This is a genomic window from Candidatus Njordibacter sp. Uisw_056, assembly GCF_047730085.1.
In the GTDB taxonomy this organism is placed as follows: domain Bacteria; phylum Pseudomonadota; class Gammaproteobacteria; order Pseudomonadales; family Balneatricaceae; genus Njordibacter.
Map to the genome: position 1 here is coordinate 2,142,394 of NZ_CP159830.1, position 14,683 is coordinate 2,157,076.

Annotated in this window: 17 protein-coding genes; 10 read left to right on the forward strand and 7 right to left on the reverse strand. The window is 45.1% G+C overall.

Features of this window, described 5'->3' with window-relative positions; genetic code table 11:
* Positions 1–15: 15 nt before the first annotated feature.
* The 5 genes from accB (at position 16) to proB (ending at position 4,521) form a co-directional block, all read left to right on the forward strand.
* Positions 16–465, forward strand: a complete 450-nt coding sequence (accB, locus tag ABXT60_RS10320; RefSeq protein WP_443630068.1) for an acetyl-CoA carboxylase biotin carboxyl carrier protein — start codon at positions 16–18, stop codon at positions 463–465.
* 14 nt (positions 466–479) lie between these two features.
* Positions 480–1,820, forward strand: coding sequence for an acetyl-CoA carboxylase biotin carboxylase subunit (accC, locus tag ABXT60_RS10325; protein WP_443630069.1), 1,341 nt, complete (start codon positions 480–482; stop codon positions 1,818–1,820).
* Positions 1,821–2,011: 191 nt separating this feature from the next.
* The gene (prmA, locus tag ABXT60_RS10330) at positions 2,012–2,905 is read left to right on the forward strand and encodes a 50S ribosomal protein L11 methyltransferase (RefSeq protein WP_443630070.1); all 894 of its coding nucleotides are present in this window, start codon (positions 2,012–2,014) and stop codon (positions 2,903–2,905) included.
* 6 nt (positions 2,906–2,911) lie between these two features.
* On the forward strand, positions 2,912–3,640 hold the full coding sequence (locus ABXT60_RS10335; RefSeq protein ID WP_443630071.1) for a TSUP family transporter: 729 nt from the start codon (positions 2,912–2,914) through the stop codon (positions 3,638–3,640).
* A 113-nt stretch (positions 3,641–3,753) separates the two neighbouring features.
* Complete coding sequence (gene proB / locus ABXT60_RS10340) at positions 3,754–4,521, forward strand: glutamate 5-kinase (protein WP_443630072.1); 768 nt, start codon at positions 3,754–3,756, stop codon at positions 4,519–4,521.
* A gap of 60 nt (positions 4,522–4,581) precedes the next feature.
* On the opposite strand, the gene ABXT60_RS10345 is transcribed toward proB, so the two are convergent.
* The gene (locus tag ABXT60_RS10345; protein WP_443630073.1) at positions 4,582–4,911 is read right to left on the reverse strand and encodes a hypothetical protein; all 330 of its coding nucleotides are present in this window, start codon (positions 4,909–4,911) and stop codon (positions 4,582–4,584) included.
* A gap of 307 nt (positions 4,912–5,218) precedes the next feature.
* Between ABXT60_RS10345 and dusB the strand changes: the two genes are divergently transcribed.
* The 5 genes from dusB (at position 5,219) to ABXT60_RS10370 (ending at position 9,915) form a co-directional block, all read left to right on the forward strand.
* The gene (gene dusB / locus ABXT60_RS10350) at positions 5,219–6,214 is read left to right on the forward strand and encodes a tRNA dihydrouridine synthase DusB (RefSeq protein WP_443630074.1); all 996 of its coding nucleotides are present in this window, start codon (positions 5,219–5,221) and stop codon (positions 6,212–6,214) included.
* Positions 6,215–6,218: 4 nt separating this feature from the next.
* Positions 6,219–6,581 (forward strand): DNA-binding transcriptional regulator Fis, encoded by a 363-nt coding sequence (gene fis, locus ABXT60_RS10355; protein WP_443630075.1) that lies wholly within the window; start codon positions 6,219–6,221, stop codon positions 6,579–6,581.
* Positions 6,582–6,616: 35 nt separating this feature from the next.
* The gene (gene purH, locus ABXT60_RS10360) at positions 6,617–8,182 is read left to right on the forward strand and encodes a bifunctional phosphoribosylaminoimidazolecarboxamide formyltransferase/IMP cyclohydrolase (RefSeq protein WP_443630076.1); all 1,566 of its coding nucleotides are present in this window, start codon (positions 6,617–6,619) and stop codon (positions 8,180–8,182) included.
* Positions 8,183–8,269: 87 nt separating this feature from the next.
* The gene (gene purD, locus ABXT60_RS10365) at positions 8,270–9,559 is read left to right on the forward strand and encodes a phosphoribosylamine--glycine ligase (protein ID WP_443630077.1); all 1,290 of its coding nucleotides are present in this window, start codon (positions 8,270–8,272) and stop codon (positions 9,557–9,559) included.
* A 23-nt stretch (positions 9,560–9,582) separates the two neighbouring features.
* Positions 9,583–9,915, forward strand: coding sequence for a histidine triad nucleotide-binding protein (locus ABXT60_RS10370; RefSeq protein ID WP_443630078.1), 333 nt, complete (start codon positions 9,583–9,585; stop codon positions 9,913–9,915).
* A 24-nt stretch (positions 9,916–9,939) separates the two neighbouring features.
* Here the strand turns inward: ABXT60_RS10370 and hisC are convergent, their stop codons facing one another.
* The 6 genes from hisC to ABXT60_RS10400 all read right to left on the reverse strand — a co-directional run bounded on the left by hisC (position 9,940) and on the right by ABXT60_RS10400 (position 14,631).
* Positions 9,940–11,028 carry a histidinol-phosphate transaminase gene (gene hisC, locus ABXT60_RS10375; RefSeq protein ID WP_443630079.1) on the reverse strand — a complete coding sequence of 363 codons (1,089 nt, stop codon included), beginning with the start codon at positions 11,026–11,028 and terminating at the stop codon, positions 9,940–9,942.
* A gap of 1 nt (position 11,029) precedes the next feature.
* Positions 11,030–11,455, reverse strand: coding sequence for an OsmC family protein (locus ABXT60_RS10380; RefSeq protein WP_443630080.1), 426 nt, complete (start codon positions 11,453–11,455; stop codon positions 11,030–11,032).
* Between the two features lie 39 nt (positions 11,456–11,494).
* Entirely contained in the window at positions 11,495–12,064 is a 570-nt protein-coding gene (locus ABXT60_RS10385; protein ID WP_443630081.1) for a DUF2147 domain-containing protein, read from the reverse strand.
* A gap of 38 nt (positions 12,065–12,102) precedes the next feature.
* Positions 12,103–12,909, reverse strand: a complete 807-nt coding sequence (gene trpC / locus ABXT60_RS10390; protein WP_443630082.1) for an indole-3-glycerol phosphate synthase TrpC — start codon at positions 12,907–12,909, stop codon at positions 12,103–12,105.
* A complete protein-coding gene (gene trpD, locus ABXT60_RS10395; RefSeq protein WP_443630083.1) occupies positions 12,909–13,931 on the reverse strand; it encodes an anthranilate phosphoribosyltransferase in 1,023 nt (340 codons plus the stop codon). Before trpD ends, trpC begins: the two co-directional genes overlap by 1 nt.
* A 121-nt stretch (positions 13,932–14,052) precedes the next feature.
* Positions 14,053–14,631, reverse strand: coding sequence for an anthranilate synthase component II (locus ABXT60_RS10400; protein WP_443630084.1), 579 nt, complete (start codon positions 14,629–14,631; stop codon positions 14,053–14,055).
* Between the last annotated feature and the right edge of the window lie 52 nt (positions 14,632–14,683).

Here is a 14,683-nt window from a genome sequence, read left to right on the forward strand (position 1 = left end):
TTATAGAGAGATCCCATGGATATTCGTAAAGTTAAAAAGCTCATCGAGTTGCTAGAAGAGTCTGACATTAACGAAATTGAAATTAAAGAAGGTGAAGAGTCTGTGCGCATTAGCCGCGCTTCATCAGCGATGATGATGGCCGCAGCTGCACCTGTAATGCAAGCTGCTCCAGTAGCAGCTGTCGCTGCCGTTGCTGCACCTGCTGCTGTTCCAAGTACACCTGCAGTTAGCGGTCACGCTGTAGCTTCTCCTATGGTGGGTACTTTTTACCGTTGCCCATCGCCAGGTGCTCCGGCATTTTCTGAAGTAGGGCAAACCGTGAAAGAAGGTGATGTCATTTGCATTATTGAAGCCATGAAAATGATGAATCAAATTGAAGCTGACAAGTCTGGCACCATTACAGCTATATTAGTGGAAGATGGCGAAGCGGTTGAATTTGATCAACCTCTGGTCACCATTGCCTAATACCGGAGTTTCCTATGTTAGAAAAAGTTGTTATCGCTAACCGTGGAGAAATTGCCCTGCGCATTTTGCGTGCCTGTAAAGAACTAGGCATCAAGACTGTGGCTGTGCACTCCAAGGCAGACAAAGACCTTATGCATGTGCGCTTAGCTGACGAAGCAGTATGCATTGGGCCAAATTCGTCTACTGAAAGCTATTTAAATATCCCCCGCATTTTATCTGCTGCGGAAGTTACCCATGCCACAGGCATTCACCCAGGATATGGGTTCTTAGCAGAAAATGCTGACTTTGCAGAAATGGTAGAGAGCAGTGGCTTTACCTTTATAGGTCCCACAGCAGCAACCATTCGTATAATGGGTGATAAAGTTGCAGCAATTAAAGCGATGCAGCAATCCGGCGTGCCTACAGTGCCAGGGTCTGATGGCCCTCTAGACGATGACGAAGAGCGGACTAAACGCATTGCAAGAGGCATCGGCTATCCCGTTATTATTAAAGCCTCCGCTGGGGGTGGTGGTCGTGGAATGCGCGTTGTGCACAATGAAGAAACCCTGATTACGTCCATTTTAGTGACCAAGGCGGAGTCCAAAGGTGCCTTCGGTAACGATACAGTTTACATGGAAAAGTTCTTACAGAACCCTCGCCACGTAGAGGTACAAATTTTGGCTGATGGCCAAGGTGGTGTTATTCACCTTTATGATCGGGACTGTTCTATGCAGCGTCGCCATCAAAAAGTGGTAGAAGAAGCACCTGCCCCGCATATGGATGCAGCGGCCCGCACGCAAGTGCTTAAAAGCTGCACTGATGCCTGCCTTGAAATCGGTTACCGTGGTGCAGGTACGTTTGAATTTTTGTATGAAGACGGTGGTTTCTATTTTATTGAAATGAACACTCGTGTTCAGGTAGAGCATCCGGTGTCCGAGATGATCACTGGTATAGACATCATCAAAGAACAACTGCTTGTTGCCAGTGGTTACCCACTGTCTGTGAAGCAAGAAGATATCACTATAAACGGCCATGCCTTTGAGTGCCGCATAAACGCAGAAGATGCTAAAACATTTATGCCAAGCCCAGGTAAAGTAACCCAGTTTCATGCGCCAGGTGGTTTGGGCGTTCGCGTAGATTCACACCTATATAGTGGCTATACCGTACCTCCATTTTATGACTCAATGATTGCTAAGATAATCACCCACGCGCCCACTCGCAAAGAAGCACTAAAACGTATGGAAGTGGCTTTAGACGAAATGATCATTGATGGCATTAAGACCAACATCCCACTACAAAAAGAAATTGTAAGGGATGCTCTGTTTGCCGAAGGTGGCGTTAATATACACTACCTAGAGAAGAAACTAGGGCTTTAAACCGACTACTTACCCCCCTCGTCTTCGATCTTATCAAGGCTGTTTGTTGACCCTTGCAAGTGTCACGAGCGTCAATAGATCAGGGCAAAAGAGGGCAATAGCGAGGAGTTTACAGTAAGTAAGTAAATGACGAGCTTGAGCCCTTTTTTAACGCCGAAATATTAGGCGTAATAGCTTACAGAGATCAAACAATGCCTTGGGTTCAAATTACCTTATCTTCCACACCTGAACACTCTGAGTTTTTAGAGGACATGCTATTGCTATGCGGTGCAGGGGCTGTAAGCATGCTAGATGGTGCAGACGAGCCTGTATTTGAGCCTATTAAAGGCACTACACCTCTATGGCAAGATACGCGGGTGATGGGCTTATTTGAGGCCGATACAAACGGTGATGTTTTACTTGAGCACCTGAGTAGCGGGTGGCAAGAGGCTTTCCCACATATCACGTTTCCAAGCCACAAACTCGAAATTTTAGAAGACAAAGATTGGGAAAGGCAGTGGATGGATCGCTTTGAACCCATTCAATTTGGTGAACACCTGTGGGTTTGCCCCAGCTGGAAACCCGTACCAGACCCAAGCGCAGCTAATCTAATGCTAGACCCAGGGCTGGCTTTTGGCACTGGCAGCCACCCCACTACAGCGTTATGTTTGCAATGGATTGCAGAACAAAACTGGCAAACAAAAACGGTAATTGATTATGGCTGTGGCTCAGGCATTTTAGCCATTGGCGCCATACTCATGGGTGCTGAATATGTGGTGGGCGTAGATAACGATACCCAAGCATTAACTGCCACCATAGATAATGCTCAGCGCAACGGCATTGCTGCTGAAAAAATTCCCGTATTTCTACCAGAAAATACGCCTAGTGAGGCCGTAGATGTCATGCTTGCAAACATCTTAGCAGGGCCATTGATCGATATGGCATCACGCTTAGCTGAGCTCACCAAGACTGGTGGTTTAATTGCCCTATCTGGTATTCTTGAGCATCAGGCCAGTGCCGTTATAGACGCTTATGAACCTTGGTTTGATATGCATTCTGTCGTCTCTAAAGAGGATTGGGTTCGTATTGACGGCACGAAACGCTAACTCATCATGGAATTTAGTAACACTGAGTTAATCCTCATTAGTGGCATTTTTGCTTGGTCTGGTTTCGTGCGCGCAGGCTTGGGATTTGGTGGGGCTGCACTGGGTTTGCCACTCATGTTATTAGTAAAAGACCAACCTTTGTTCTTTTTACCTATCGTTGCTACTCACCTACTCATATTTTCTGGCATTACTACGGGGCTGCGCTTTCAGCAAGTAGACCGTGAGTTTTTGAAAGAATCGCTAACGTGGATGATCATCCCCAAACTCATTGGTGTTATCGGCTTATTGAGTATGCCAACCCAATGGATGGTGATTTTTATTTATTCTATTACTGGTTTTTACGCGATTACTTGGATAGTGAAATGGGAAATTAGCAGCCAGTCCCCTTGGGTAGACCGTTTACTCTATATCCTAGGTGGCTATTTTAGTGGTGCCTCATTGATTGGCGCTCCCCTGATTGTTGCTGTAGCGGTAAGAAAAATGGCTATATCAGCCTACCGTGATACCTTGTTTGTACTCTGGTTCATTCTGGTCCTAATCAAGATGTCGGCCTTTGCTATTGCAGGGGTAGATCTTCAATGGCAGTGGTCCCTGGCCCTACTTATACCAACCACCTGTGGCCACCTTCTTGGGCTTAAATTTCATCACCTCATGCTTCAGCGTAACCCTCAAGTGGTACGTCAATGGCTTGGTGTATGCTTATTAGGGATAGTTTGTATTGCCCTGTGGCAATAAGGTTTTAATGTCGCCTGTGTTACAATTATGTCGCTTGTGTTACAATAATTAGTACCCATTAATTACACAGGAGTAAAAAATATCTTATTAAATACAACAGTGACGAAGGCCAAATGAAGCGTATTACTTTGAAAGTAGGCAGCGGTGTTTTAACTGAAAACAATGCCGTCGCCAAGCAGCGTATGCTTAATTTAGTCTCATTTATCGTCAAGTTGAAGCAGTTTTATGACGTCATTTTGGTCTCTTCAGGTGCCGTCTCATCAGGCTATACCGCACTCAAATTAGATCGAAAAAAGCATATTAGTAAAAAAGTACTGGCCGCTGTAGGTCAGCCAATTTTAATGAGCAACTATAAAGCGCTGTTCGATATTTATGATGTCGTCACTAGTCAGGTGCTAATGACAGAAGAAGATTTTGATTCATTAGCGCATATCGAAATTTTTCGTCAAATTATAGATTCACAAATTGAACACGAAATAATGCCCATCGTTAACGAAAATGATATCACTACTATTTCTGAGCAAGTATTTGGTGACAACGATCAATTATCGGCTCATGTCGCCCACCACAGCGGCTCGGAAATTCTAGTTATTCTGAGCGACATTGACGGCTACTATGACAAAAACCCCAACGAGCACGATGACGCAGTATTGTTCAAATTAGTCACAAAAATTCCGCCCTCTGAACTTCAGAAGCCAGATTCGTCTACCCATGAATTTGCTACTGGAGGCATAGTAACCAAGCTTAAAGCTACCCAATTTATGCTAGATCAGGGCCGCGACATGTTTCTTTGTAATGGCTACGACCTAACCTCCGCAGAAGAATTTTTGCTCGAAGGGACACACAACAAGGGAACGTTATTTTCTCACTCAAACAGTTAACCACACATGTATGCCTGGCTAACACATGGCTGCCTAGGTATGCAGAACGCAGTTAAGTTGTTAACTCAACGATGTAGCGCCAGTTTCCATACGAATAATCTTTCCACCTTGAAGCATAGAAATGCCCATAACGGCTTCTTTTGTGTCATCTGGGTAAGACATAAACATATGCGCTACTAAAATGTCATCATTCTCATAAACACAACGGGTAGAATCTTGAATAAACTTGTCATTACCAAACATGCCCGTAATCATTTCGCCCCATTGGCTTTTGGAGAAGCTGTTGCCGGTTTTATGAAAAACAACAGTAAAATCTTCATGCAGAAGGTCCATGTAAGCCGCTACATTTTTATCAGCCATTGACTGTTCTATTTTATCGTACATCGACATTATGAGTTTCCTTTTATTATAATTATTTAAGTGCACTGCGTGCATCACCATAGACGGTCTATTAAGCTCAATGTGTTCGCAAGCAAATTTCATCATACATTCTTCTAGGTATCAAATATAGTACATTTTCTGTACTCAGAAAGGGGGTTAAATATCACCTTAAATACGCACCCTCAGCGTTTGTTTTAACACATATAGCCAATTTCATCACCAGATGAGTTGAACAAAAAACGTACAACTCGTACAATAGGGTCATTAATTTTTAACACTCTCTTGTGACAAATTTTAGGCATTTTTTAAACTTGTAATGAATTACTCTAGTGTTATTCACGGTTTTGCTATTGGTCCTCACCAGCTTGAAAATGGCTTGATTTTGGCGCCCATGGCTGGGATCACTGACCGTCCATTTCGGCACCTATGTCGTCACCTAGGTGCGGGGCTAGCTGTTGCCGAAATGCTCACTTCTGACACCTCCTTGTGGCATACACAAAAATCTCAACGCCGCTTACCCCATGCTGATGACAGTTTGCCTATTAGTGTGCAAATTGCCGGCAGTGAGCCAGCTCAAATGGCCCATGCGGCCCAAGCCAATGTTGCGCTTGGGGCCCAAATTATCGATATTAATATGGGTTGCCCTGCAAAAAAAGTACTCAAAAAAGCTGCAGGTTCAGCATTACTGCGAGACCCTAACTTAGTTAAAGACATACTAACAGCAGTGGTTTCTGCCGTAGACGTGCCGGTAACTTTAAAGATACGCACAGGATGGAGTACTGACCAACGTAACGGTTTAGATATTGCAAATATTGCCCAAGATGCGGGCATCCAAGCCCTCGCAGTGCATGGCAGAACACGTGCCTGTGGATTTAAAGGTGAGGTAGAGTACGACACGATCGCTGCTATAAAGCAGGCCTTAAATATCCCAGTGATTGCTAACGGCGACATCAATACTGCAGAAGATGCGGCCCATGTGCTCTGTTATACTGGTGCTGATGGGATTATGATAGGTAGAGGCGCCCAAGGCAACCCTTGGCTTTTCCAACAGGTGCACCACTACCTTAAACATGGCACACCCCTAGAAAAACCGAGCAACGCTAAAGTTTGGCAAATATTAGAGCAACATCTATATGGTCTGTATAGCTTGTATGGAGAGGTTATGGGGCCACGCATTGCACGCAAACATGTGGGCTGGTACCTGAAGCAAGAACCTACCCAGCGAAAACTATTTAATCAACTACAGACTCAACTGCAGCAACTTGAGTTTTTAAACCACTACTTTGACAGCGCTGAAGAGCAGGCGGCTTAGCACCATGAGCTATAACACCAATAACCCCACAAACACGTTGCTTGAAGCCCAGAGCCCTACAAACACGTTGCCTGAAGCCCAGAGCCCTAGCAACAATTCGGCTTTGAGCAATGATAATGACGCCGAGAAAGGGCAAGTGCCAAAGTCCTTACGCCAAAGTGTAGAACAATCTTTAACCCAGTACTTTAACGAACTTGATGGCCAACAAACCACTGCGTTATATGATTTATTTATGCATCAGGTAGAGGCTCCATTGTTTGAGTGCGTAATGCAACACACTCAAGATAACCAGTCTAAGGCGGCTGCCCTTCTTGGCCTTAACCGAGGCACTTTACGTAAAAAATTAAAACAGTACGATTTACTTTAGACAGCACCAACCTCCGTAGTTAAAAGGATAGAATCATGTCACATGTACACGCCATTCGCCGGGCTCTCATCAGCGTTTCAGATAAAAAAGGCATCGTAGAATTTGCCCAACAATTGAGTCATTCTGGAGTGGAAATTTTGTCCACCGGGGGCACTTTTAAGTTATTAAATGATTCAGGTATCGCTGCTATTGAAGTCTCTGATTACACTGGTTTCCCAGAAATGATGGATGGCCGTGTAAAAACACTACACCCCAAAATTCACGGTGGCATTTTGGGCCGGCGTGGGCAAGACGACGGGGTCATGGAAGAGCATGGCATTGATGCAATTGACCTTGTGGTAGTGAATCTTTATCCGTTTAAAGCTACCATTGAACGTGATGACTGCACCTTAGATATGGCTATTGAAAATATAGACATTGGCGGCCCTACCATGGTTCGCTCAGCCGCAAAGAATAACAAACATGTCGCGATTGTAGTGAACTCTTCTGACTACTCGGGCATCCTTAAAGAGTTAACAAATAAAGGTGGCCTAAGCCAAACCACACGCACAGACCTTGCCTGTAAAGCATTTGAACACACGGCTATGTACGATGGTGCAATCGCTAATTACCTAGGCGCACAATTGGATACACGCTCTAAATTCCCACGCACCTTTAACACTCAATTTAAAAAGGTTCAGGATATGCGCTATGGTGAAAACCCACATCAAAGTGCTGCCTTTTATACAGAAAATGAGACCAACGAAGCTAGTGTATCCACTGCCCAACAAGTGCAAGGCAAGGCACTTTCGTTTAACAATATTGCTGATACAGATGCGGCTATAGAGTGTGTAAAGGCCTTTCAAGATCCTGCTTGCGTTATTGTTAAACATGCAAACCCATGCGGTGTAGCTATGGGTAAAGATATTACTGAAGCCTATGAAAAAGCTTACAGTACTGATTCAACCTCCGCGTTTGGTGGCATTATTGCATTTAACCGTGAACTAGACTCTGCCACTGCTCAACGCATTATAGACCGACAATTTGTAGAAGTGATTATTGCGCCAAGCATCAGTGCTTCTGCCGCAGCAACCCTAGCCAGAAAGCCTAATGTTCGCGTATTAAGCTGTGGCGACTTGCCGCATTTACGAGTCGCAGAGCTAGACTACAAACGCGTCACTGGCGGTTTATTAGTTCAAGACCGCGATTTAGGCCAAATGCTTGAGGCTGACCTAAAAATTGTCAGCCAACGCATGCCAACAGAAGCTGAAATGCATGACCTACAATTTGCTTGGAAGGTCGCAAAATATGTTAAATCAAATGCCATAGTATATTGCAAAGGCGGCATGACGATTGGTGTTGGTGCTGGGCAAATGAGCCGGGTTTACAGCGCTAAAATCGCGGGCATTAAGGCAAGTGATGAAGGCTTAGAAGTTAAAGGTTCGGTCATGGCATCTGATGCTTTCTTTCCTTTCCGCGATGGGATCGATGCCGCTGCAGAAGCTGGCATTAGCGCTATTATTCAGCCGGGTGGCTCAATGCGCGATGATGAAATTATTACTGCAGCCAATGAACATAACATTAGTATGATATTTACTGGAATGCGTCACTTCCGTCATTAATATAATCCATAGCCCCAGCGCATCCTATAGTTCGCACGGGACTGAGTAATGACAAGACAACTAGTCACTTAAGCAACAGGAAATAACATGAATGTATTAATTATTGGTGGTGGTGGCCGTGAACACGCACTGGCATGGCAAGCCTCTAAAAACCGAGGCGTACACAAAATATTTGTAGCGCCGGGTAATGCGGGCACCGCCTTAGAAAACAAAACCGAAAATGTTGCTATCGATGTGATGGACATTGAGGGTTTATTGCACTTTGCCAAGACCAATAATATAGATCTAACCATTGTTGGGCCTGAAGCCCCCCTAGTTGCAGGTGTGGTCGATCTATTTCGCGCTGCAGGCATGGATATCTTTGGCCCAACTCAAGGTGCTGCGCAGCTTGAGGGCTCTAAAGCCTATGCCAAAGACTTCCTCAAACGTCATAACATCCCAACAGCAGCATACGAAACCTTTACAGAGATTGCACCCGCTGTGGCATACATTAAGGCTCAAGGTGCTCCCATTGTTGTTAAAGCTGACGGCTTAGCTGCAGGCAAAGGTGTGATTTTAGCAGACAGTGTAGAACAAGCCTGTACAGCAGTGGAAGACATGCTAGCAGGTAATGCTTTTGGCGAGGCAGGTAACCGTGTTGTTATTGAGGAGTTTTTAATAGGCGAAGAAGCCAGCTTCATTGTTATGGCAGACGGAAAAAATGTGCTGCCACTAGCTTCTAGTCAGGATCACAAGGCACGGGACGAAGGTGACCAAGGCCCTAACACAGGCGGCATGGGGGCCTACTCACCTGCTCCTTTGGTTGATGAAGCAATGCATAAACGCATTATGGATGAAGTCATTATGCCCACTGTTAACGGTATGGCTACTGACGGTTATGTTTACACAGGTTTTCTCTACGCAGGCATCATGGTTGCAGCTGATGGCACACCTAAGGTGTTAGAATTTAACTGCCGTTTTGGTGACCCTGAAACTCAACCTATTATGATGCGACTTAAGAACAGTATCGTAGAGCTTTGTATTGCAGGCACAATGGGGGTTCTAGATCAAACTATAGCCTACTGGGATGACCGCCCAGCCGTTGGTGTAGTTTTAGCTGCGCAAGGGTATCCAGACAATTACCCTAAAGGCGATGTTATTAGCTTACCCGAAGAAGCGGGCAATACCAGTAAGATATTCCATGCGGGGACTGCTCTCAATGAAGACGGAATGGTGATTACTAATGGAGGGCGGGTACTGTGTGCTGTTTCGCTTGGCGATACAGTAGGCCAGGCTCAGCATAACGCCTATGAACTTGCCGACAAAATCAGCTGGGAAGGCAAGTTTTGTCGCCGTGATATCGCTTATAGGGCTATTGCTCGAGAACAACTTCATTAACCTGTTAACACTGGGTCACTACTATGAGTACTATTTTTGATAAAATTATCAGCCGAGAGATTCCAGCTGATATTATTTATGAAGATGAGCAGGTTTTAGCTTTTAAGGACATCGCACCAAAAGCACCTGTGCATTATTTAATCATTCCTAAACAACCCATCGCTACACTTAACGATGCTAACCCAGAGCATCAAGCCCTACTTGGACACATGATGCTTACGGCTGCTAAGTTAGCCAAAGAGGCAGGTGTTGCAGAAGGTGGTTATCGCGTGCAAATGAACTGTAACCCTGACGGTGGTCAAGTGGTGTACCATATTCACCTGCATTTGATGGGTGGCAGGGCGTTTTGTGCTTAACGCAGAGGCATGTTTGCTTACCGGTTAGCTACTGCTAAGCAGCTCTGTTAAAGCCTGCACTAACATTTCACAATCACTTGCGCTGCCTACGCTAATACGCAGGTAGTTAGTGATGCGTGGACTATTAGTAAGATGCCGCACAATAATGCCTTGCTGCCTTAATGCCGCTGCAATAGCTGCTGCTTCCATAGATCGATGGGTCACGAATAAGAAGTTAGCATGGGATTGAGTCATGCTAAAGCCCAATGCCTTTAACTGACCTGCAAGTTGCTCGCGCTGCTCAATATTGGCTTGGCAGGTCTGTTGGAAATAATCTTCATCTTCTATTGCTGCTAAAGCACCGGCTTGAGCTTCGCTGCTTAAAGGGTATGAATTAAAGCTATTCTTTACTCTTTCTAGAGCGTCTATTAGGTGACTTTGGCCAAAGGCAAAGCCTACCCTTAAACCGGCTAAAGAACGCGATTTTGATAGTGTTTGAACCACCAACAAGTTATCAAATTGTGGCACCAGTTGTGTAGCTGACTGGCCACCAAAGTCGATATACGCTTCGTCTATCACTACCACCCTATTGGGATTGGCTGTAAGTAATTGACCAATGGCCACTAAGCTAAGTAACTCACCAGTGGGCGCATTTGGGTTGGGAAGGATCACTCCGCCATTAGGCCCCTGATAGTCATTTACGTTAATAGTGAGGTCTTCGGCTAGGGGCACTTCGCGCTTGTCGATGCCATACAACCCACAATACACGGGGTAAAAACTATAACTAATGTCTGGAAACAATAACGGTTCGCTGTGTTGTAATAATGCCTGAAAGGTATGGGCTAAAACCTCATCAGACCCGTTACCTACAAACACTTGGTCCACTGCCAACCCTGCACGCTTGGCCAGACTTTGGCATAATTCAGTGGCGTTGGGGTCTGGGTACAGACGCAATGAGTCGCACAGCTGACCTTGCATTGCTGCAAACACCTTCGAGGAAGGTGGGAATGGGTTTTCATTGGTATTAAGCTTCACTAAGTTACTTAGCTTAGGTTGTTCTCCAGGCACGTAGGGCAGTAGATTATGTACTTTGGGTGACCAAAAGCGATTTGCGTTAATGTTTGTTGAACTCACGTTAGGAACCCAGCTCTATAATTTCATAGTCATGGGTTATTGCAACGCCACCCTTTTCTAGCATGATAGAAGCAGAACAGTACTCTTCAGATGATAACTTAATAGCACGGGCAACATGCTTAGGTTTTAAATTACGGCCAGTCACCACAAAGTGCACATGGATTTTTGTAAAGACCGACGGCACTGCATCAGCGCGTTCTGCACTGAGCTGTGCCACACAATCTGTTACATCTTGACGGGTTTTTTTAAGAATGGTCATCACATCAAACGCTGTGCAACCTCCTAACCCCATCAGCATTAACTCCATCGGTCGAGCGCCTAGGTTTTTACCCCCTGAAGTAGGTGGGCCATCTAAAGTCACTTTATGACCAGAGCCTGATTCGGCATTAAAACTAACACCACCAGCCCAACTAACGTTTGCTTCCATAATGCGCTACTACCTAATGTATGTATTAATCTATAGTTGTTACTGCTGCGGACGCCATACTTGGGTACGACCAAACAAAGAAATACCGATATAGCCACGCAAATCTAGGGTGCCATCAGCACTGAGCTTAATGGTGCACTTGTAAGCTTTACCATTACTTGGATCATATATGGTGCCACCTTGCCACTTGTGCTTGCCTTTCTTTTCACCAACGTAGCTCATGCCATTAAGCATGACTAACCCAATAATCAGTTGCTCATGTTGCGTGGCATCCGGATTTTTACGATCAGTTTTTACCTGACCATCTAATCCACTCTCATGCCCTACAGGGTAAAGAGGCTCTTTTAAAGACACAAATTTACCAAAATACTCACCGTTCTGTTGATAAATCTCTACCACTGCCTTGTCATCTGGAGTAATCCAGGAGCCAATAATTTGATCACCGTTAGCTAAAGCATAAGTACTACTTAGCACCCACACCAGAGCAACTAGTGTTGTTAGCAGCGCGGCCTTTGCCACACGAAGAACCGGCTTAGTAACGGGAAATGCTGCAGCTTTAACCTCAGACTGAGGTTGAGCTTGGCTTAGGGGCTGTAATGAGTTTTTCATAATTAATGCTCTCTTATATTTATTTTATTAAACATTAATTAACCGAACAATTCGGCTAATTTTGCACCAGGATCACTAGCACGCATAAAGGACTCTCCCACCAAAAACGAATTCACCTTTTGGTTTTTCATCAAAGTTACATCGGCAGGAGTATGGATGCCACTTTCCGTAATCACTATTCGATTTTCTGGCACCATCGAAAATAAGTCAAAGGTTGTCTGCAGAGTCAGTTCAAAGGTATGTAAATTTCGATTATTAATACCCACTAAAGGTGTACTCAAGGTTAGGGCCCGGGCCAACTCTTGCGCGTCATGGGATTCTACCAATACATCCATGCCTAGATGTTCAGCCAACTGAGCCAACTGCTGCATTTGCTGATCTTCCAAACAGGCTACGATGAGTAAAATACAATCTGCACCAATCGCTCTAGATTCGTAAACCTGATAAGGGTCTACAATAAAATCTTTACGAATAACAGGTAGGTTACACGCTGCACGCGCTAGCTGTAAATAGTCTTCGTGGCCCTGAAAGAAGTCAGCGTCTGTTAATACTGATATACATGCAGCCCCACCCGCTTCATAGCTAGCAGCTATGGCTGCCGGGTTAAAGTTTTCACGGATCACACCTTTACTGGGCGAGGCTTTCTTAGCTTCGGCAATCACCGCTGGTAAGCCTTGTGCTAATTTTTTTTGCATAGCTTTAGTAAAACCACGTGGAGCCATTGGACCACTTCGATTGGCTTCAACTTTAAGTTTTAGGTCATCGATGGAGGTGTGTTGCTGGCGCTGAGCGATCTCTTCGAGCTTGCGGGAAACAATGCGTTTAAGTACTGTTGGCGTGTTCATTAAGAATTGAACCCTTGTGTCAATTGAATTAAGTCTTCGAGCTTTTGTTGGGCTGCACCGCTGCTAATAGCGGCTCTAGCCTGCTCAATGCCTGCCGCCAAGTCTATCGCTAAGTCTGCACTGTATATGGCTGCTCCGGCATTAAGCAGCAACATGTCTAACGGTGCACCAACTTCGCCAGCAAACGCTTGTTTAATCAGCTTTAGGCTACCTATCGCATCGTCAACCACTAGGGCATCTAGGCTTTTATGGGATAAGTTGTAGTCTGTGGGATCAATAGTGTATTCAGTAATTTCACCGTTGTTGAGTTCCACCACATAGGTAGGAGCGGCAATACTAATTTCATCTAAGCCGTCTTCAGAATGCACCACCATAACGTGTTTGCTACCTAATCGCCTTAACACTTGCGCCATAGGCCGTTGCCATTGACGACTAAACACACCTAAAACCTGATGAGGTGCGCCCGCTGGGTTAGTCAGTGGTCCTAGAATATTAAATAACGTTCGAATAGCCATTTCACGCCGAGGACCAATGGCATGTTTCATAGCGCTATGGTGCGCCGGAGCAAACATAAAGCCCACTCCTAATTGTGCAATACACAGCTCCACCTGAAAAGGTTTAAGCATAATATCGACACCTGCCGCTTCAAGAAGGTCGGAGCTGCCACTCTTTGAGGAAATTGAACGGTTGCCATGTTTGGCTACTTGAGCACCCGCTGCCGATGCTATAAAGGCACAGCCTGTCGACACATTAAATATGCCAGAGCTGTCACCTCCAGTGCCGCAGGTGTCGATGATATGCTCACCTTTTACCTCTACACCAGCGGCTAAAGCACGCATGGCCATAACTGCACCGGTGATTTCGTCTACAGTTTCACCTTTCATGCGCAAACCCACCAAAAACCCACCCACTTGTGCCTGAGTAGCTTCGCCCGTCATAATAAGGTTCATTACGGCCTGCATTTGGGCTTGGCTTAAGTCTTGTCGGTCGGTAACGGCTGCGATCGCCTGCTGCATATTCATGGAGAACCCTTATTCAACTAAGCAAATGGTCAAGATGCACTACTTTAGCAAATAACACTGCCTAAAATCAGGCTTTATAACCTTCATTTAGTAAATAACTAGGTGTTTTTTGTGTTACCGATTAACGTTTGAGGAAATTAGCCAAAAGCGCATGGCCTTGATGAGTTAAGACAGATTCTGGATGGAACTGAACACCCTCTACATCAAGGGTTTTATGCCGAATACCCATAATTACCTCTTTGGCACCTGCTGCATTTAAACTCCACGCTGTGGCTTCTAAACATTCAGGTAAAGAATCAGCGTCTACCACTAAAGAGTGGTAACGAGTTACCTCTACAGGCTGGGCTAACCCTGCAAAAACACCCACATTTTCATGGCTCACCATAGAGGTTTTTCCATGCATCACTTTCTCTGCACGAACCACCTTACCACCAAATACTTGACCAATACTTTGGTGGCCTAAACACACACCCAGCACTGGAATTTTTCCAGCAAAGTGGGCTATAGCCGCCATAGAAATGCCAGCTTCGTTGGGTGTGCATGGCCCTGGAGAGACCACTAAATGGCTTGGCGCTAAGTGTTCAATTTCTGTCAAACTAATTTCGTCATTTCGGTAAACCACAACCTCAGCGCCCAGTTCTCGAAAATAGCGCACTAGGTTATAGGTGAATGAATCGTAGTTATCGAGCATTAACAACACAGGAAAGCCCCATTGAGAGATAAGATAACAAACCGCGTAACTGGTTTAACTG